This is a genomic window from Streptomyces lonarensis (assembly GCF_012033735.1).
In the GTDB taxonomy this organism is placed as follows: domain Bacteria; phylum Actinomycetota; class Actinomycetes; order Streptomycetales; family Streptomycetaceae; genus Streptomyces; species Streptomyces lonarensis.
The window spans coordinates 1-17,352 of the sequence record NZ_JAAVJD010000113.1; the positions used below are offsets into that span (position 1 = coordinate 1).

18 protein-coding genes, 1 tRNA gene and 2 pseudogenes are annotated in these 17,352 nt (G+C 74.6%); 6 read left to right on the forward strand and 15 right to left on the reverse strand.

Going from position 1 to position 17,352, the window contains the following annotated elements; all coding sequences use genetic code 11:
- The 6 genes from HCN56_RS14970 to HCN56_RS14995 all read right to left on the reverse strand — a co-directional run.
- On the reverse strand, positions 1-1,521 hold a 1,521-nt coding region (locus HCN56_RS14970; RefSeq protein WP_512700875.1), incomplete at its 3' end, for a winged helix-turn-helix domain-containing protein.
- Positions 1,522-1,985: 464 nt separating this feature from the next.
- On the reverse strand, positions 1,986-2,891 hold the full coding sequence (locus tag HCN56_RS14975; RefSeq protein ID WP_167971337.1) for a siderophore-interacting protein: 906 nt from the start codon (positions 2,889-2,891) through the stop codon (positions 1,986-1,988).
- A 21-nt stretch (positions 2,892-2,912) separates the two neighbouring features.
- Positions 2,913-3,752 (reverse strand): ABC transporter ATP-binding protein, encoded by an 840-nt coding sequence (locus HCN56_RS14980; protein WP_167971339.1) that lies wholly within the window; start codon positions 3,750-3,752, stop codon positions 2,913-2,915.
- Between the two features lie 20 nt (positions 3,753-3,772).
- A complete protein-coding gene (locus HCN56_RS14985; RefSeq protein ID WP_167971341.1) occupies positions 3,773-4,882 on the reverse strand; it encodes a FecCD family ABC transporter permease in 1,110 nt (369 codons plus the stop codon).
- A complete protein-coding gene (locus tag HCN56_RS14990; RefSeq protein ID WP_167971343.1) occupies positions 4,879-5,991 on the reverse strand; it encodes a FecCD family ABC transporter permease in 1,113 nt (370 codons plus the stop codon). Before HCN56_RS14990 ends, HCN56_RS14985 begins: the two co-directional genes overlap by 4 nt.
- A 106-nt stretch (positions 5,992-6,097) precedes the next feature.
- Positions 6,098-7,192, reverse strand: a complete 1,095-nt coding sequence (locus HCN56_RS14995) for an ABC transporter substrate-binding protein (protein WP_167971345.1) — start codon at positions 7,190-7,192, stop codon at positions 6,098-6,100.
- Between the two features lie 188 nt (positions 7,193-7,380).
- Here HCN56_RS14995 and HCN56_RS15000 point away from each other — a divergent pair, with 188 nt between their 5' ends.
- Positions 7,381-8,142 carry an AraC family transcriptional regulator gene (locus tag HCN56_RS15000; protein ID WP_167971347.1) on the forward strand — a complete coding sequence of 254 codons (762 nt, stop codon included), beginning with the start codon at positions 7,381-7,383 and terminating at the stop codon, positions 8,140-8,142.
- Positions 8,143-8,210: 68 nt separating this feature from the next.
- On the opposite strand, the gene HCN56_RS15005 is transcribed toward HCN56_RS15000, so the two are convergent.
- The 4 genes from HCN56_RS15005 to HCN56_RS26450 all read right to left on the reverse strand — a co-directional run bounded on the left by HCN56_RS15005 (position 8,211) and on the right by HCN56_RS26450 (position 10,094).
- Positions 8,211-8,627, reverse strand: a complete 417-nt coding sequence (locus HCN56_RS15005) for a RidA family protein (RefSeq protein ID WP_167971349.1) — start codon at positions 8,625-8,627, stop codon at positions 8,211-8,213.
- Between the two features lie 125 nt (positions 8,628-8,752).
- Complete coding sequence (locus tag HCN56_RS15010) at positions 8,753-9,316, reverse strand: GNAT family N-acetyltransferase (protein WP_167971351.1); 564 nt, start codon at positions 9,314-9,316, stop codon at positions 8,753-8,755.
- A gap of 125 nt (positions 9,317-9,441) precedes the next feature.
- Positions 9,442-9,846, reverse strand: a complete 405-nt coding sequence (locus HCN56_RS26445; RefSeq protein WP_312871240.1) for an amidohydrolase family protein — start codon at positions 9,844-9,846, stop codon at positions 9,442-9,444.
- Positions 9,807-10,094, reverse strand: coding sequence for a hypothetical protein (locus tag HCN56_RS26450; RefSeq protein ID WP_245246587.1), 288 nt, complete (start codon positions 10,092-10,094; stop codon positions 9,807-9,809). The genes HCN56_RS26445 and HCN56_RS26450 overlap by 40 nt, the downstream gene beginning before the upstream one ends.
- A gap of 68 nt (positions 10,095-10,162) precedes the next feature.
- Between HCN56_RS26450 and HCN56_RS15020 the strand changes: the two are divergent.
- A pseudogene (locus HCN56_RS15020) lies at positions 10,163-10,408 on the forward strand (IS5/IS1182 family transposase); the annotation flags it as partial.
- A gap of 294 nt (positions 10,409-10,702) precedes the next feature.
- Here the strand turns inward: HCN56_RS15020 and HCN56_RS15025 are convergent.
- Positions 10,703-10,787: transfer RNA gene (locus tag HCN56_RS15025), tRNA-Leu, on the reverse strand.
- 260 nt (positions 10,788-11,047) lie between these two features.
- On the opposite strand from HCN56_RS15025, the gene HCN56_RS15030 reads away from it, so the two are divergent.
- From HCN56_RS15030 to HCN56_RS15040, 3 genes are all read left to right on the forward strand, one after another.
- A complete protein-coding gene (locus HCN56_RS15030; RefSeq protein ID WP_167971353.1) occupies positions 11,048-12,364 on the forward strand; it encodes a M20/M25/M40 family metallo-hydrolase in 1,317 nt (438 codons plus the stop codon).
- A gap of 206 nt (positions 12,365-12,570) precedes the next feature.
- Entirely contained in the window at positions 12,571-12,804 is a 234-nt protein-coding gene (chpH, locus tag HCN56_RS15035; protein WP_167933991.1) for a chaplin ChpH, read from the forward strand.
- 147 nt (positions 12,805-12,951) lie between these two features.
- On the forward strand, positions 12,952-13,806 hold the full coding sequence (locus tag HCN56_RS15040; RefSeq protein WP_167971355.1) for a chaplin: 855 nt from the start codon (positions 12,952-12,954) through the stop codon (positions 13,804-13,806).
- 313 nt (positions 13,807-14,119) lie between these two features.
- Here the strand turns inward: HCN56_RS15040 and HCN56_RS15045 are convergent, their stop codons facing one another.
- The gene (locus HCN56_RS15045) at positions 14,120-14,308 is read right to left on the reverse strand and encodes a DUF5703 family protein (RefSeq protein WP_167971357.1); all 189 of its coding nucleotides are present in this window, start codon (positions 14,306-14,308) and stop codon (positions 14,120-14,122) included.
- A 47-nt stretch (positions 14,309-14,355) separates the two neighbouring features.
- On the opposite strand from HCN56_RS15045, the gene HCN56_RS15050 reads away from it, so the two are divergent.
- On the forward strand, positions 14,356-15,006 hold the full coding sequence (locus HCN56_RS15050) for a hypothetical protein (RefSeq protein WP_167971359.1): 651 nt from the start codon (positions 14,356-14,358) through the stop codon (positions 15,004-15,006).
- An 87-nt stretch (positions 15,007-15,093) separates the two neighbouring features.
- Here the strand turns inward: HCN56_RS15050 and HCN56_RS15055 are convergent, their stop codons facing one another.
- From HCN56_RS15055 to HCN56_RS26455, 3 genes and pseudogenes are all read right to left on the reverse strand, one after another.
- Complete coding sequence (locus HCN56_RS15055; protein WP_167971361.1) at positions 15,094-15,555, reverse strand: VOC family protein; 462 nt, start codon at positions 15,553-15,555, stop codon at positions 15,094-15,096.
- A 47-nt stretch (positions 15,556-15,602) separates the two neighbouring features.
- Positions 15,603-16,562 carry an ATP-binding domain-containing protein gene (locus tag HCN56_RS15060; RefSeq protein WP_312871241.1) on the reverse strand — a complete coding sequence of 320 codons (960 nt, stop codon included), beginning with the start codon at positions 16,560-16,562 and terminating at the stop codon, positions 15,603-15,605.
- A gap of 571 nt (positions 16,563-17,133) precedes the next feature.
- Positions 17,134-17,331, reverse strand: a pseudogene (locus tag HCN56_RS26455) (hypothetical protein); the annotation flags it as partial.
- Between the last annotated feature and the right edge of the window lie 21 nt (positions 17,332-17,352).

Sequence of the window (17,352 nt, forward strand, 5' to 3'; positions counted from 1 at the left end):
CAGCAGCTCGCACCGGCCCGCCGCCACCCTCGCGGCCAACGCCCCCGGTGCGTCCGGCGGGCCGAGCGCCTCCGCCTGCGCCAGCAGGGACCGGGCGCGGTCGGTCCGCCCCCAGGTCATCGCCCACCCCGCGACCATCACCATCGCCTCGGCCGCCTGCCGCCGGCCCTGCGGGCGCTCCGCCACGCGCTGCGCGGCCGACTCGACCGCGTCGAGGTACTCCTCGAAGGTGGTGCACCGGGGCACCAGGCCGTGGCGCAGCAGCGGCTCCTCCAACAGGGTGAGCAGCCGCAGCGCCTCCGCGTGCTCGCCCACGTCCCGCAGGTGGCGGACGGCGGCGTGCACGTCGGCCGTCCGGGAGCGGGCGGTCGCCAGCACACCCCGGCCGCGGTCGGCCCGTCCCGCGGTGGTCGATGCTCGTAAGTCCCGGCGCACCTGGGCCAGCAGCGCCATCGTGGTGGCCGCGTGCCGGCCCCGCACCGCGGACATCACCTGCGGCTCCTGCGCCAGCTCCCTCCGGTAGTGGTCGCGGATCACGCGCGGCATGGTGAAGTGGTAGTCGCCCCGGGCCCCCGCGCCGCTCATCAGCAGGCTCTTGTGGACCAGCGTCCCCAGTCCGAGCACCGTCTGCTCCGAGCTGGTGCCGAGCAGCCGCCGGGCCGTGGCGACGTCGACCGGCGCGTCGCACACCGAGAGCCGCTTGAGCAGCTCCGTCTCCTCGGCCGTCAGTGCCGCCTCGCCCCAGGCCAGCGCGTGGTCGATGGAGCGGTGCCGCTCCGGCAGATCGCGCAGCCGGCGGTCGTGGCCGTAGCGCCCCAGCCGCAGCCGGTGCAGCAACTCCCGCGGCGTCAGCGGCCCCACCGCCTCGGCAGCCCATTCGACCACCAGCGGGATGCCCTCCGCGTGCTCGCAGATCTGCACCACCGCCGCCTGCTCGGCGGCGACCACGTGCCGGTAGTGCGGGCTGACGCGTTCGGTGAACAGCCTGACCGCCTCGCCGTCCGGGCCCAGCGAGAGCGGATGCACCGGATGGATGTGCTCGGCCCGGATGTCCAGCGGCAGGCGGCTCGCGCACACCACGGCCGCCTCCGGGCGGGCGGCCAGCAACCGCAGCACCCCGGCGACCACACCCGGTACCACCACGTCGCAGTCGTCGACCAGCACCAGCAGCCGTCCCCCGGGCGGCACGTCGGGCACCGCCCCCGCGGGGCCGCCCGGCACCAGCGCGCTCAACCGGTCGCACGCCTCCGTGTCGTCCGCCAGGTCCGACATCTCCAGCACCAGCAGCCGGTCCAGGCCGGGCCGGGCCGTCGCGCCGAGCGCACACCGCGCCAGTGTGCTCTTTCCGACGCCCGCGAACCCGGTGAGGGTGAGCAGCCGCTCCCCGGGCAGGTCCAGCAGTTCGAGGATCTCGCGCAGTTCACCGCCGTGGCCCACCAGCCGTGCGGCGGCCGGAGACCGCGCGGCGGCCGCTCGGCCGGTCCTGGTGTCGGACCCGTTCTCACCCTGCTTCAGCATCATCGTCACCCCGTTGTCGATCGTTGGAACCCACGACTGCGCACGATGCCGCGCATGGTCCAAATCGGCGCCCGCGGGCGCCCGGAGTGAGGTAGGCCGCCGCTCGACAGCGGCGCGCGGCACATCCAAGTCCCCCGTCGGCGCCGAGCACCGAGCTTTGGATCACCAGCGGTGTGTCACGGCCCGGGTGGCCCGGCCCGCGTGTCGCCGGGGCCCCGCCCGCGTCCCGGGTCCCCCGGCGCGCCGAGCGCGCGGGGAGCAGCGGGGAGCGCCGGTCGCGGCGTCCGTGGGCGGAGCCGCGCCGGGCCGGTGTGGGGGCCCATGCGCCAACACGGTAAAGCAGACCGCCGACAACGCGAACGGATCGGCGGTACCAACTTCATGACCGGAGAGGACAGCTCGGTACGTACAGGGGCACAACGCTGCGGCGATCGCCGCGGACCGAGGAGCCGCGTCCGCCGGAGGCGTCACCCCTCGTGCTCGTCGGGCTCCTCGTCGACACCGGTGTGGTGGTCGTGGTCGGCCGTCCCGGCCTTCCAGTAGCCGTCGACGCTGAGCTGCCGCCGGGGGAGTCCCACCTCCCCGCGCAGGTACCGCCGCACCCCCCGCATCGCCCCCGCCTCGCCGGCGGCGAAGACGAACAGCTCCCCGGTGTCGTCCGGGAGCGGCACACCGCGCAGCGCCGTCTCCAGGGCGCCGCTGTGCCCCGCGGCCACCGGGGCGGTGTCCCGGTGCACCCGGAGCACCTCCAGCCCGACGCCGTCGCCGGGCCGGAGCGGCTGCTCCTCGCCCGCGTCGGCGACCTCCACCACGGCGGTCACGTGCGCCCCCGCGGGCGCCTCCTCGACGAGCCGGGAGATCGAGGGGAGCGCGGTCTCGTCGCCCACCGCCAGGTAACGGGGATAGTTCTCCGGCAGCAGCCAGTTGGCCCGCGGCCCCATCACCACCACGGGGTCACCGGGCCGCGCGTCCCGGGCCCACACCCCCGCGACGCCGTGGTCGTGCACCACGAAGTCCAGGGTGAGCTCGCGTGCCACCGGGTCCCACGCCCGCGGGGTGTAGTCGCGGCGGACCGGCTCGCCCTCGGTGCTGTCGACCTCCCACCCGCCGTCCGGCGTCCGGCGGTAGGCCACCACCCGGTCGCTGCCGGGCGCCGGGAAGTACACCGTGACGTGGTCGCCGCAGGCGAACCGCACGAACGGGAAGCCCGCGGCGAGGTCGTCGCCGGTGAGCACGATCCGCCGGTACCGGGGCGTGACGGCCGACACCCGCGCCACCCGGAGGTCGCGCCGCTCGATGTCCGGCAGGAAGCTCACCTGCTGTTCGCCCGTCAGGTTCGGGCCGGTGAAGGTCGGGAGTTCTCGGCTGCTCATGTGCGGTCTCCTGGAGGTCGGTCACGGCCGCGCGGTGCGCGGGTCCAGCGGGACGACGGAGGGGGTGCCGGTGACCGGGTCCGGCACGACCAGGGCGCGCAGCCCGAAGACCCGCTCGATCAGTTCGGGGGTGACCACCTCGGCGGGCGTCCCGGTGGTCACCACCCGCCCGTCCCGCATCACGATCAGGTGCTGCGCGTAGCGGGCCGCCTGGTTGAGGTCGTGCAGCACCGCCACGATCGTCCTGCCCGCTTCGTGGAGGCCGCGGAACAGCTCCATCAGCTCGTACTGGTGGGCGATGTCGAGAAAGGTGGTCGGCTCGTCCAGCAGCACGACCGGCGTCTCCTGGGCCAGCAGCATCGCCACCCAGACCCGCTGCCGCTGCCCGCCCGACAGTTCGTCGACCAACCGGTGCGACAGCCCGGTCAGCCGCGTCGCCTCCAGCGCTGCGGCCACCGCCTCCTCGTCCGACGCCCGCCACTGCTGCAGCAGGCTCTGGTACGGCGCCCTGCCCCGCGCGACGAGGTCCGCCACCCGGATGCCGTCCGGCGCGGCCGACGACTGGGGGAGCAGCCCCAGCAGCCGCGCCACCTCCTTCGCCCGGTACTCGCCGATCCGCCGGCCGTCCAGCAGGACATGGCCCGCGCTCGGTTCGATCACCCGGGCCAGCGCCCGCAGCAGGGTCGACTTGCCGCAGCCGTTGGGGCCGATGATCGCGGTGAACGAGCCGTCGGGGATGCGGACGGTCAACTCCTCGGAGACGACCCGCTTGTCGTAGCGGACGGTCGCGCCCTCGACGGCGAGCCGCGCCGGCCCGCCGGGGGCGGTCGGCGGGGCGGTGTCGCGGTCGTGTCTCGGCATCGGTGCTCTCCGGGCGTCGGTCAACGGGGGGGTCCGTACTGCCGGCGCGTCTCGCGGACCAGCAGCCGGATGAGGTAGAGGCCGCCCAGGCAGACGGTGATCAGACCGACGGGGACGGGCCGGTAGAACCGGTCGATCAGCAGGGACAGCAGGTGCGCGCCCGAGAGCAGCGCGGCCCCCATCGCGGCTGCGCCGCACAGCCCGGCACCCGCCGAGCGGGTCACCCGGCGCGCCAGCTGCGGCGCCACCAGGGCGACGAAGCCGATGGGGCCGGCCGCCGCCGTCACCAGGGCGACCGTCGCCACCCCGGTCACCATGAGCGCCAACCGGGCGCGGTTCGGCCGCCCGCCCTGTGTCACGGCGACATCGTCACCCAGCTCCAGCCGCCGCAGGTCCCGGGAGAGCAGCAGCGCCGCCACCACGATCAGCGCCGCGACGACCAGCGAGGGCAGCATACTCGTCCAGGAGACCCGGGTGAGCGATCCGGCGCCCCAGAAGCCGACGGTCATCGCGTCGTTGATCTCCGCCCGGGTGATCAGATAGGCGTTGACCGAGCCGAGCGCCGCCGAGACGGCGATGCCCACGATGATCAGCCGGAACCCCTGGACGCCGCGCCGGTAGGCCAGCACGTACACCACGAACGCCGTGGCCAGCCCGCCGGCCAGCGACGCGGCCGCGACCGGCCAGTAGCCGGTGGTGCCGACCACCAGCATGGTGATCACCACGCCGGTGTACGACCCGGCGTCGAACCCGATGATGTCCGGCGAACCCAGCGGGTTGCGGGTCAGGGACTGGAAGATCGCGCCCCCGACGCCCAGCAGCGCACCGAAGACCACCGCGGCCAGCGCCACGGGCAGCCGCCAGTCGAGCACGATCATCCGCTCGAACTCCTCGCCGCCGCCGACCAGGATCGCGGCCACCTGCTCGACCGGGATCAGGTAGTTGCCGAGCGAGATCGCCACCAGCGCGCTCGCCGCGGCGAGCAGCGCCAGCACGGCGGTGACGGCCACGCCCCGGGCGGGCACGCGGCCGGAGAACCACGGGCCGCGCAGCGTGCGGACGGCGTAGCCGAACGCCACGCCGCCCAGCTCGCCCTCGGCGCCCCGGCGCGGGGGTCTGCGGGGGGTCACAGTCCGCTCGCCTTCCGGCGGCGCACCAGGGCGATCAGGACCGGGGCCCCGATCACCGCGGTGAGGATGCCGACCTCGATCTCGCCCGGCCGCCCCAGGACCCGGCCCAGGGCGTCGGCGGTCAGCACCAGCACCGGCGCCGCCAGCGCCGACCCGGCCAGAATCCACCGCTGGTCCGGTCCGACGATCCACCGCACGACGTGCGGGACCATCAGCCCGACGAAGGCGATCCCGCCCGTCAGCGCGGTCGCACCGCCCGCCAGCAGCGTGATGGCGACGATGCCGAGCACCCGGGTGCGGGCCACGTTCACCCCCAGCGAGGCGGCGTGGTCGTCGCCGAGGGCGATCGAGTTGAAGGACCCCGCCAGCGCCAGCGCGATCGCCAGCCCCGCCATGAGGAACGGCGCCACGCTCAGCGCGTCGTCCACCCCGGTCCGTGCGATCGACCCCAGGCCCCAGTTGCGGATCGACCGGAACGTGTCGGGGTCGATCAGCGTCAGGAAGGTCGAGAAGCCGTTCAGCACGGCCCCCAGCGCCACCCCGGCCAGCACCAGCGTCACCGCGGGCACCAGGCCGCCGGCGGCCGACCCGATGAGGTGGACGAGGACGGTCGCGGCGGCCGCGCCGAGGAAGGCGAACCAGACGTACCCGGTGATGTCCGACAGCCCGAAGACCCCGACGCCGAGGGTGACGGCGAACCCGGCCCCGGCGTTCACGCCGAGGATGCCGGGATCGGCCAGCGGGTTCCGGGTGAGTGCCTGGATGAGCGCGCCCGCGACCCCCAGCGCCGCGCCGACCAGGAGGCCGACGACGGTGCGCGGGACCCGCTGCGACCAGACGATGAGGGACGCCTCGGAGCCGTCGCGGTGCCACAGTCCCCGCCAGACCGCCTCGACCGGCAGCGGGTTGGCGCCGACCGCGACGCTCAGCACGACCGACACCACCAGGGCGAGCAGGGTCACCGCCAGGCCGACGGCCCGCCGCCGCGCCGGTCCACCGGAGAACCGCCCGGTCCGCCCGCCGTCCGGGGCGCGCCCGCTCTCCGGATCGCGCCCGCTCTCGCGCCCCGGTGCCGCGGGCCGCGTCCGCCCCTCGACGCTGGTAGCCATCACTGTTCTTCCGTTCCGCCCGCCTCCCGTTGGGGCCGGCCACCGACCGCGGTGCCCGGCCCCTGGTGCGGGTCGTCCTCCGTGCCGCCGTCCGAGGGACGGTCGGTCAGTCGAACTCCACCCCGTCGAGCCAGGTGTCCGCGATCACCTCGGCCGCCCAGGGGAGGCTGAGCGCGCTCGCCCCGCGTCGCATCACCCAGGTGGCGTTGCCGCCGGCGCCCTCCTCGTCGCTGACGACCGCGACGTAGCGGCCGTCGGCCACCACGGGCACCGACCGGAACAGCTCGTCCGCCTCGCGCGCCTCCCGGGTGGGGGCGTCCATGTAGCTCAGCACCAGGACGTCGGCGTCCAGCAGGTTCACGTTCTCGTCGGCGACCTTGGGGTCGTCCACGAAGTCCGCCGCCAGCGGGTTGGGGTCGAAGCCCAGGTCGGTCACGAACGTCTCCGCGGTACCGCCGGTGACGGTGTAGTACTCCACCCCCGTCGTGTACTCGGTGGCGATCGTGATGGTGCGGCCCGCGTACTCGGGGTGGTCCGCCGCGACGGCGGCGACCGCCTCCTCGGCGTCGGTGATCGCGGTCTCCGAGGCGGCGCTCAGGTCCAGCGCCTCGCCGACCTGCCGCTGGAGCTCACGCCAGTCGGCCTGGTCGCCGGAGAGCTCCTCCTCGACCTCCAGCACCGGGGCCACCGAACTCAGCCGCTCGTAGTCCGCGTCCTCGGTGGGGAAGTTCAGCGCGACGATCAGGTCGGGGTCCGCCGCGGCGATGCCCTCCACGTTGACCGGGTCCCGGCGCGTGGCGGTGTCGATGGTCTCGATGGCGTCGAACCACTCCTGGTCGCGCCACTCCCACTCCTGCTCCTCGGTCTGGGTGTAGACCGGGGTCACCCCGATGACCTCCAGCACGTCCAGGTTGGTCGAGAAGCCGATGACCGCGATCCGCTCCGGGCGCTCCTCCAGGACCGCCTCCGACCGCGACTGCACCGTCAGGGGGTACTGCGTCGTGCCCTCGGCCGCCGGCAGCAGCCCCTCGGCGCCGCCGGAGCCCTCGCCCCCGTCCGGCGTGTCCGCCGAGCCGCCGTCCGCACCGCCGGAACCGTCCGTGTCGTCGGACCCGCCGGCGCATCCCGCGAGAACGACCAGCGCCGCCGTCGCGGCGAGCAGTCCCCGGGTGCCTCTCCGGGGGAGCACAGCCCTGGTCATATACGTTTCCTCCTCGTGGGTCGGCCGCACACGCGGCCCGGGCGCCCACGGCAGCGGCCGCGCCCGATGATCTACCCCAGAGGTTAGGTGAGCCTACCCTGACTGTATTCTCTGTATTCGACACAAGGTGCACAGTTCCCGACATCTGCCGGCGCGCCGGCCCGCGCGGGCGTCGACGGAGGTGGCGGATGGCACGGCAGACGTGCGAGCGGGCGGCGGAGGCCGGACGGCACCGCACCTGGATACCGCCGACATCCCTCTCCCACCGCCGCGAGGACCACCTGCACGTCCTGCTCTGGCTGGTCCACGGGGAGGCCGAGTTCCACGTCGGCGACACCGAGCGCTCGCTGACCGCCGGCCACGCGCTCTGGGTGCCCCGGGGCACTCACCACGGCTTCACCACCCGCGCCAACTCGGTCACCGTGCCGCTGTTCTTCCCCGCCGAGCGGACCGCCACCACCCTGCGCGAACCCACCGTGGTCACCGTCCACCGCGACCTGCGGCCGCTGATGCTCGCCTACTCGGTGTCCCTGCACACGGAGGTCCGCCCCGAGGCCAACCTCGCCCGGCAGATCCTCGCCCTGGTCGAGGCCGGGCCCGCGCTCTCCACCGCGCTCCCGCTGCCCGCCGGCGGGCCGGCCCGGCACATCGCCGAGACGCTGCGCCTCAACCCCGGCGACCCCCGCTCCGTGGAGGAACTCGCAGCCTCGGCCCACACGACCTCCCGCACCGTCGAGCGGGCCTTCCGGGCGGAGACCGGGATGACGCTGCGGGAGTGGCGCATCCGCCACCGCATGGAAGCCGCCGCCACGCTGCTGCGCACCGACACCGGCCTCGACGCCGTCGCCCACCGGGTGGGATACACCAACGTCAACTCGTTCCGACGCGTCTTCACCGGCCACTTCGGGCTGTCGCCCACCGCCTACGCCAAGCGCTACCGGACGGCCTGAGCGCGCCGCGCGCAGCACGGCCGCCCGCTGCACGCCGGGCCCGGCTCGCCCGGACACCGCGTGTCCGGTCAGTCCTGCTCCGGGAGGGCCACGGTGAGGTCGACCTCCACCAGCTGCCCCGCGTAGCCCAGCTGCGCGACGCCCACGAGCGTGCTGGCCGCGGCCAGGGCCGGGCCGAGCGCCGAGGCCCGCAGCCGGTGCCAGGCAGCGGCCAGGACCGGGGTGTCGTCGCTGCGGACGTAGATGGTCGAACGCACCACCTGGTCCGGGGTCGCCCCCACCGCCGCGAGCGCGGTCATGGCGTTGGCGACGACCTGGTCCACCTGCTCCTCGTGGGAACCCGCCCCGACGAGCGCGCCGTCGGGCCCGAGGGGGCACTGTCCCGCGAGATAGGCGGTGCGGCCCGCCTGCACGACGGTGATGTGGTGGTACCCCGGGGTGGAGTGCAGCTGGGGCGGGCTGAGGTGGCTGACGCGCGTGTCCATGGGGCCGTCCGATCCGATGTCGTTCGATGCCGCCGCCCGGCACGTCCACCCCCGAACATCGGGGCGGACGCACCGGGCGGCTCCCTCCCGGCACGATGGCCGGCCGGGAGAGGCGGTGCCGGTGGTCAGGGGGTGGACTGCTCGGCGTTCCACTCACGGGCCAGCATCGCGTAGTGCAGCTCGCCACCCCATTCGCCCTTGAAGATCTCGGACTCCACGAAGTGCGCCTCCTGCCGCATGCCCAGACGGCTCATCAGCTTGGCCGAGGACGCGTTGCGGGGGTCGCAGCGGCCGATGATCCGGTGGAGGTCGAGCTGCTCGAAGCCCAGCCGCAGCATCTCCCGCGCCGCCTCGGTGGCGTAGCCACGGCCGTGGAACTCCGGGTGCATCACGTACCCGAACTCGCCCTGCCGGTTCTGCTCGCTGAGCCAGATCAGCAGCACGTAGCCGATGACCTTGCCCTCCAGCTCGACGGCGAGCAGCAGCGTGTCGCCCTCTTTGCGCAGCGCCGTCTGCCCCTGCCGGACCGCGAGCTCCTTGGCGTTGTCCTCCGGGGTGCGGGGCTCGTTGAAGAGGTAGCGTGCCACGTCCGGCCGCGACTCGAACTCCAGCATGTCCGCCTCGTCGCCCGCGGTGTACGGCCGCAGCACGAGTCGTTCGGTCGTGATCGGCTCGGAGATCTCGATCATGTGTTTCATCTCTTCCTGGTCTCACCGGGGAGGCCGGTTCGTCCCTGTGGATCGGTTGGTGCGGTGTACCGGGGCCCTGATCGGCTCCGGAGTCCAGCGGTGCGGCGGCGCGGTGGGTCCGGCGCTCACCGGTGGTGGGCCGCGGCGGGCCCGGTGCGGCAGCAGCTCGGACCTCGTCCGAATCCCGTCGGTCGCACGGCGGGTTCCGGACGGACGCCGCCAGGGGCGGCGGTGCGGGCGTAGGGCTCCAACAGTTCCGGCACGTGGTGGATGTGCCCGTCGACGAGGACGTGCTCCACGCGCGCGGCATCCGCCACCCGCCGCAGCGGGTCGCCCTCGACCACGACGAGGTCGGCCCTGGCCCCCGGCGCGACGACGCCGAGCGACCCGCGCGCCCCCAGCGCGGCGGCTGCGTTGCCCGTGGCCGTCCGCAGCGCGTCGACCGGGGTGAAGCCGTACGTGACGAGAGCGCGCAGATTCTGGTGGATGCCTATCCCGATGTCGTCCAACGGCGCGTCGGTGCCCGCCACCACCGTCCCCCCCCGGCACGGTGCACGCGGAGCAGGAGGTCCACGTCGTTCTCGGTCCACGCCTGGTTCAACGCGTTGCCCGGGCCCTCCGCCTGACGGACCTTATCCCACAGCCTGCGGTACTCCCACTCGGGAAAGAGGACCCGGGTCCGACGGTCCTCGACGAGGTCGGTGGAGTCCAGGAAGAGCTCGTTGGCGAAGAGCAGCGTGGAGGAGACCCACATGCCGGAGTCGGCCAGTATCCGCACGGTGTCCTCCGCCGTGCGGCCAGCCGAGAAGCCGAGCGTGCGGGAGTAACCGGGCGATCAGCTTTCTGTGGCGAAGGCCCAGCGCGGGTCGTCAGGCTCTCCTCGCCCTCGCTCACCTGCGCAACGGGCACGCCGTCGCTGAGCTCGTGGCTGGATTCGTTGTCGGCACCACGACCGGCCACCGCTACGTCGCCGAGGTCATCGGCCTCCTGGCCGCTCTCGCCTCCACCCTGGCCGAGGCCGCCCGGATCGCCTCGGCGAAGGCCTTCGTCATGCTGGACGGGACACTCCTACGGGTCGACCGTGTCGCCGCCCACGTCCAAGCCGTCCTCACCCTGCATCTCACCAGCTCAGCAGCATGTCGGAACGGCTCACCGCAACCTGTCGAGTCACTCGGGCACACGCCATGCCTCCCGCGCGACCCGGCGAGGCGGCGGGGTCGGTGGCTCGGGGTGGTCTCGCGCAGCGGCACGGCGGTGCCGGTGGCGCCGAGGGTCGGAGGGTGCTCGTCCGCCACCGCGGGCAGCGTGAGCGGTGGCACGGGTGACGTGAACGACGAAACCGCGTGGTGCCGAGGCTGTGCCTCCGGCTCCACGCGGCTGTGTCAGTGTCCGAGGGGGGACTTGAACCCCCACGCCCGATAAAGGGCACTAGCACCTCAAGCTAGCGCGTCTGCCATTCCGCCACCCGGACAGGGCTGCCGCCTGCGGCCCTGCGGGCCCGGCGACGTGGGAAACCATAGCAAAGCCCGGGCGTGCCGATCACCTCGGCGGGGTGCGGGCGGCGCCGCGCGCCCCTCGGAGGCGGGACGGCCCGCCGCAGCGGTGCCGCGGGGGAGAGGATGGGGAGACGGGCACCCGCCGCCGGCCGCCCCGGAACGGCCGACCCCGGTCGCGTGACGGCACCGCGGCGCGCGTGCGACGGCGACGCAACGAGCCAAGGGAGAGGGAACGTTGAGCGAGCAGGATCTCGGCACCGCCGAGCAGGAGGTCGTGGAGCTGTGCCGCGACCTGATCCGTATCGACACCAGCAACTACGGCGACGACTCCGGCCCCGGTGAGCGCAAGGCCGCCGAGTACGTGGCCGAGCAGCTGGCCGAGGTCGGCCTCGAACCGAAGATCTTCGAGTCCCGTCCCGGCCGCGCCTCCACCGTGGCCCGCATCGAGGGCGAGGACCCCTCGCGGCCCGCACTGCTGATCCACGGTCACACCGACGTCGTGCCGGCCAACGCCGAGGACTGGACGCACGACCCGTTCTCCGGCGAGATCGCCGACGGCTGCGTCTGGGGCCGCGGCGCGGTCGACATGAAGGACATGGACGCCATGACGCTGGCGGTCATCCGCGAGCGGATGCGGTCCGGCCGGAAGCCGCCCCGCGACGTGGTGGTGGCGTTCCTCGCCGACGAGGAGGCCGGCGGCGCCCACGGCGCGCGCTTCCTGGTCGACCGCCACCCCGAGCTGTTCGAGGGCGTCACCGAGGCCATCAGCGAGGTGGGCGGCTTCTCCTTCACCGTCAACGAGAACCTCCGGCTCTACCTCATCGAGACCGCCCAGAAGGGCATGCACTGGATGCGGCTGACCGTGGACGGCACCGCTGGCCACGGCTCGATGACCAACACCGACAACGCGATCACCGAGCTGTGCGAGGCGGTCGCCCGCGTCGGCCGCCACACCTTCCCGGTGCGGGTCACCCCGACGGTGCGGTCCTTCCTCGACGAGCTCTCCGACGCGCTCGGGGTGGAGCTCGATCCGGAGAACATGGACGAGACCCTCGCCCGGCTCGGCGGCATCGCCAAGCTGATCGGCGCGACGCTGCGCAACACGGCCTCGCCCACCCAGCTCGGCGCCGGGTACAAGGTCAACGTCATCCCGGGCCAGGCCACGGCGCACATCGACGGCCGCTTCCTCCCCGGGCACGAGACCGAGTTCCTCGCCGACCTCGACCGGTTGCTGGGCCCCCGGGTGCGCCGCGAGGACGTCCACGCCGACAAGGCGCTGGAGACGAGCTTCGACGGCGACCTCGTCGCCGCGATGCAGTCCTCGCTGCTGGCGGAGGACCCGGTGGCCCGCGCGGTCCCGTACATGCTCTCCGGCGGCACCGACGCCAAGTCCTTCGACGACCTCGGCATCCGCGGTTTCGGCTTCGCCCCGCTGAAGCTGCCGCCGGAGCTGGACTTCGCCGGGATGTTCCACGGCGTGGACGAGCGGGTCCCCGTCGACGGCCTGCAGTTCGGCGTGCGGGTGCTCGACCGCTTCCTCGACGCCAGCTGACGGCACCCCGGCGGGGGTGCGGTCGGTGATCCGTCCGTACCCCCGCCGGTAATCGCCCGGTCGTACGAAACCCTCCGGACGGGTGAAACCCCGCCGGGGTTCGTAGCTTCGTTGGCCTGCCCTCGTTACTGACGATGGCGATCCCTTACCGGGGGTCGCGGCGGTTCCCGCTACCGGGGAATCGCTTGTGTCAATGAGGAGGAAGCATGATCAAGAAGGTTGTCGCCGCCGCGGCTGCCACCGGCGGTCTCGTGCTCGCGGGTGCGGGCGTCGCCGTCGCCGACGCGGGTGCCCAGGGTGCCGCCCTGAACTCCCCCGGTGTCCTCTCCGGCAACGTCGTCCAGGTCCCGGTCCACGTGCCCGTGAACCTGTGCGGCAACACCGTCTCCGTGATCGGGCTGCTGAACCCCACGTTCGGCAACACCTGCATCAACAAGTGACGTTGCGCCTCACTGACATGAGGGCTTGACGCCGGGCGGCTCCGGAGCGCACAGCGCTCCGGAGTCGCCTGGTTCCCTGGGGCGGAGGGCGTGACGAGTTCCACCTCCGCCTCTTCCACGAGGTATCTAGGCAGGGGAACAACCACAATGCGTGAGGTCACCAGGAAGGGCCTGATCTCCGTCGCGGCCGCCGGCGGTGTGCTGGTGCTGTCCGGGGGAACGGCGTTCGCCGATTCCGGCGCCGAGAGCGTAGCGGCCAACTCGCCGGGCGTCCTGGCCGGCAACAACGTGCAGGTCCCGGTCCACGTGCCGGTCAACCTGTGCGGCAACACGGTCAACGTGATCGGGCTGCTCAACCCGGCGATCGGCAACAGCTGCGCCAACGTCTCCGCGCCGTCGCACGGCAAGGACGGCGGCAAGGGCGGCAGCCACAGCCACGGTGGGGGCGCCGAGGCGGAGAGCGTGGCGGCCAACTCGCCGGGCGTCGGCTCCGGCAACAACGTGCAGGTCCCGGTCGACGTCCCGGTGAACGCCTGCGGCAACGGCGTCTCCGTCGTCGGCCTGCTGAACCCGACCACCGGCAACGCCTGCGGCAACGGCGCGGTCCCGGAGACCCCCGGCAACCCGGGCAACCCGGGCAACCCCGGCGAGCCGGAGACGCCCGTCACCCCGGAGGAGCCGGAGACCCCCGAGACGCCGGAGGAGCCCGAGACTCCCGAGACGCCGGAGGAGCCGGAGACCCCCGTCACCCCCGAGACGCCGGAGACCCCGGAGACCCCCGAGGGGCCGGGCAACCCGGTCACCCCGGAGAGCCCCGAGACGCCCGGTTCCCCCGAGGGCCCGGAGGGTCCGCGCGGTGACGACCCGCGGGGCGAGTCGCCCGACCGCGGCTCGCTCGCCGAGACGGGCAGCGACCTGGCGCCCGCGGCGGCCCTGCCGCTCGCGGCCGGCCTGCTGGCCGGCGGCGCGGTGCTGTACCGGCGCTCCCGCGCCAACGCCTGACACTCGGGCACCGCAGCTGAACGGGGCGGGACGGCCGCCTCTCGTGGAGGCGGCCGCCCCGGCCCTCGTCGTACCCGTCGTGCCTGCCGCGCCCTCATGGGCGAGCCGGCGGCTCACCCGCGTCGCGTGCGCCACCGTACCGCCGCGCCGGACCGGTCCGGCGCGGGGAGCGCACCCGCGCCGCATCCACCGGCACTCGGGGCGGAGAGGGGCGTGTGGTGGCTCGCCGGCGGTCCGGCTGCGAGACCGGCGCACTGCGCGCCATCCGCACGGCGCGAACGCCCCCGGCGGGCGCCTGCGCGCCACGCCCGGGTCACCAGGTGGCGCGCACCTGGCGGATCACCCTGCGCCGCAACCGCACCCGTCTGCTGCCGTCCGGAAACAGCCGGAGTCTGTCCAGTTCCCAGTGGCCGTACTCGGCGTGCTCGGTCAGGAGGCGGGTCGCAGCGGCACGGGAGACCCCGCGCGGCACGAAGACATCACGAAACTCGTATTCCGGCATCGAATCCATTGTGCGGGCAGGCCCCGGTTGCCGATACCGTCTGCACCATGTCTGATGCTGCGCAGCCCAGCGCTGCCGAGGTCCGAGCCGCCGCCGAAGCCCTGAAGGAGGCGCTGGACCGCCACCTGGACGCCGTGGAGCGGCGCGCCGCCGGCGGTGCCGGTGCCGCCGCGGACGCCGAGGTGTTCAACGCCTTCAACGAGCTGGCCGCGGCCGGCGAGGTGTACGACGAGATGCTGTACGAGGTCCACGACGAGGTGACCCCGTTCGAGGTGCCCGCCACCGACGGGCGGGCCGAGTACGACGGGCCCGAGGAGCCGGAGACGCTGAGCGTCTACATCCGCCGGGACTACACCGTCAGCGAGCCGCGACGGCTGCTCGCGCAGGCCGAGCGGGTCGCCGACCTCGACCCGGAGTCCGTGGACGAGGACGAGGCCGTCGGGGTGGGCGCCGGGCACAGCCTGCACGCCGCCATCGGGGTGCTCTTCGGGGAGTTCGAGCCGGACGAGATCGCCACCCGCCATGCCGAGTTCGGCCTGGAGGAGGGGGACGCCACCACCTGGGTCGCCGCCGGCGAGGACGCCACGGAGCCGGGGGAGTGGCTGCCCGCCCCGTTCGAGAACGTCGACCCGGAGCGGGTGATCTGCCGCTTCGACATCAGCGAGGCGTTCGACGAGGACGATCTCGACAGCCTGTGAGGGCGCGGGCCACCGCCCCCGCGGTGGCCCGCAACGCACCGTCCGCTGCCGCGCCGCGGCCCGGCAGCGGACCGCCCGGCACCGGGCTCAGTCGAGGCAGAACTCGTTGCCCTCGGGGTCCGTCATCACGATGAAACCCGGACTCATCGGGGGCTCCGGCTCGTCGCGGCGTACCCGGGTCGCGCCGAGGCCCACGAGGCGGGCGCACTCGGCCTCCAGCGCCGCCATCCGCTCGTCGCCCTGCAGCCCCGGAGCGGCGCGGACGTCGAGGTGCACGCGGTTCTTCGCCGTCTTTTCTTCCGGCACCTGCTGGAAGAACAGCCGGGGCCCCCGCCCGGTCGGGTCCTCCAGAGCCGACCGCGTGTCGCGTTCCGCCTCCGGGACGCCGAGCCCCGCGAGGAACTCGTCCCAGGCGACCAGCGGGTCGGCGCCCTCCGGCAGCTGCACGCCGGGCGGCGCCGGGTGGACGTAACCCAGCACGTCCCGCCAGAAGACCGACAGCGCCCGAGGGCTCCGCGCGTCGAAGGTGACCTGGATCTCGCTGCTCATCGCCTCACTCCTCTCGTCTCACCGGGCGGCTCGTGCCGGCCCGGGGCTCACGCCTCCTCGGAGTCCGCCGCGCCCTGGCGCAGCAGTTCCGCCAGCCGGGTGGCCCGAGGCCGGGGCGCCGCCGCGACCGCGGCCGCCAGCGCCGGTCCAGCGCCCTGCACCACCGACAGGTGGCGGCGCGCCCGGCTGAACGCGGTGTGGACCCACGCCCGGTCGAGCAGCGCGCCGGCGTCGCCGGGCACCACCGCCACGACCGCCGGCCAGGACCGCCCGGCCGCCTGGTGCGCGGTGAGCACCCAGCCGTGTCGCAGCGACACCTCGTCCGCCGGGACGGTGACCCGCCCGTCCAGGGTCTCGCAGACCAGGCTGCGCGTCGCGGAGTCGGCCTCCCGCACCGTCCCGGAGACGGTGCGCCCGACCCCGGCGGACCAGACGGCGCGGTCCCCGGGGTCGAAGCCGCCGAACCGTCCGGGGCCCGGGTTCACCCGCTCCTTCACCGCGGCGTTGAGCGCGCGGGTCCCGCAGGGGCCGCCGTGGGCGGTGGTGAGCACCACCACGTCGGCGGGGCCGGCGCCGAACGCCCGGGGGATGGACTCCGTGAGCAGCTGCACCGTGCGGTGCACCGCCTCGCCCGGGTCGTGCGCGGGGACGACGACCACCTCGTTGCCCGGGGCGTCGACCCGCGCCAGCTCGCCGGCGGCGACCAGCGAGACCAGCTCGCCCACCGGACCCTCGTCCGGCGTCCGGGAGGCCACCCGCGGGCAGATCCGGGAGCCGAGCAGGTCGGCGAGTACCTGGCCGGAGCCGGCAGGGCCGAGGAGACCGGGCTCGCCGCTCAGCACCAGCCGGGAGCCGTCGGGCATCGCCTCCACCAGCGCGGCGGCCGCCTCGGTGTCCAACTGCTCTGCGTCGAGGACCGCCAGCAGCTCCAGCGCCAGCGCCCCCTCCTCGTCCCGGTCGGCCGCCCCGGGGCCGGCGAGCAGCTCGGCCGGCGTTCGCGCGGTCACCCCCGCGGTCACCTCGGCGGCCGGCGCGGTCGGTCCCCGCCGTGCCGACGGCCTGCTCCGCGGCCTCTCCGGCGCTCCCGTCCGGCGCCGCCCCCTCGGGACCGTCCGAGCGCTGCGGGGCGTCGTCGCCGCCCGACGCGAGCTCGACCGCGCCTGCGTCCGGCTCCGCCGGGGACGCCGCCGGGTCCGGGGCCTGGCCCTGGTCCGCCGTGTCCCCGTCCGCTGCCGGCTCCGCCGGCTTCGTCACGTCGGCGGACGCGGCCGGGTCGGGCACGCGGCAGGTGGCGCGCAGCCGCAGGAGCCCGTCGGCGAGCCCCTCCTCGGCGACGGCGCAGCGGTCGAGCCCGAACAGGGTGCGGGCCGGGACCTCGCCCGCCTCGTCCGGCTCAGCCCCCGGCACCGGCTCCTGGAAGGCCAGCACGGCCCCCGCCTCGACCGCGTCCTCCAGCGCCGCCTCGCCGTCCGCGACGGCGTGGGCGGCGAGGTCCCGGCGCAGCTCCTCGGGGGTCCGGACGGTGTGCCCACGTCGGGCCGCACCCTCCAGCAGCCACACCGCGAGGGCGCGGGTACGCCGCTCGTCGTCGGGCCCGCAACCCTCACCCAGCAGGGCACGGGCGAAGTCGTCCGCCTGCGCCGGCCGGACCCCCGGCGCCGCCAGCAGCGCCCAGGGATCGGCACGCAGCACCTCGGCGGCGCGGGGGCCGAGCGCTCCCGTGACCGGGCCCGCCAGCGAGCCCGGCGCGCCGCTCTCGGCCAGCAGCGCGGCCAGCCCCTCGGCGGGGGAGGAGGG

What these genes read in the sequence shown, in the direction of transcription:
- HCN56_RS14975 (WP_167971337.1), bottom strand. Translation starts at nt 2,891, where the DNA reads ATGAGCAGCCGAGAACTCCCGACCTTCACCGGCCCGAACCTGACGGGC.
- HCN56_RS14980 (WP_167971339.1), bottom strand. Translation starts at nt 3,752, where the DNA reads ATGCCGAGACACGACCGCGACACCGCCCCGCCGACCGCCCCCGGCGGG.
- HCN56_RS14990 (WP_167971343.1), bottom strand. Translation starts at nt 5,991, where the DNA reads ATGGCTACCAGCGTCGAGGGGCGGACGCGGCCCGCGGCACCGGGGCGC.
- HCN56_RS14995 (WP_167971345.1), bottom strand. Translation starts at nt 7,192, where the DNA reads ATGACCAGGGCTGTGCTCCCCCGGAGAGGCACCCGGGGACTGCTCGCC.
- HCN56_RS15000 (WP_167971347.1), top strand. Translation starts at nt 7,381, where the DNA reads ATGGCACGGCAGACGTGCGAGCGGGCGGCGGAGGCCGGACGGCACCGC.
- HCN56_RS15005 (WP_167971349.1), bottom strand. Translation starts at nt 8,627, where the DNA reads ATGGACACGCGCGTCAGCCACCTCAGCCCGCCCCAGCTGCACTCCACC.
- HCN56_RS15010 (WP_167971351.1), bottom strand. Translation starts at nt 9,316, where the DNA reads ATGATCGAGATCTCCGAGCCGATCACGACCGAACGACTCGTGCTGCGG.
- chpH (WP_167933991.1), top strand. Translation starts at nt 12,571, where the DNA reads ATGATCAAGAAGGTTGTCGCCGCCGCGGCTGCCACCGGCGGTCTCGTG.
- HCN56_RS15040 (WP_167971355.1), top strand. Translation starts at nt 12,952, where the DNA reads ATGCGTGAGGTCACCAGGAAGGGCCTGATCTCCGTCGCGGCCGCCGGC.
- HCN56_RS15045 (WP_167971357.1), bottom strand. Translation starts at nt 14,308, where the DNA reads ATGCCGGAATACGAGTTTCGTGATGTCTTCGTGCCGCGCGGGGTCTCC.
- HCN56_RS15050 (WP_167971359.1), top strand. Translation starts at nt 14,356, where the DNA reads ATGTCTGATGCTGCGCAGCCCAGCGCTGCCGAGGTCCGAGCCGCCGCC.
- HCN56_RS15055 (WP_167971361.1), bottom strand. Translation starts at nt 15,555, where the DNA reads ATGAGCAGCGAGATCCAGGTCACCTTCGACGCGCGGAGCCCTCGGGCG.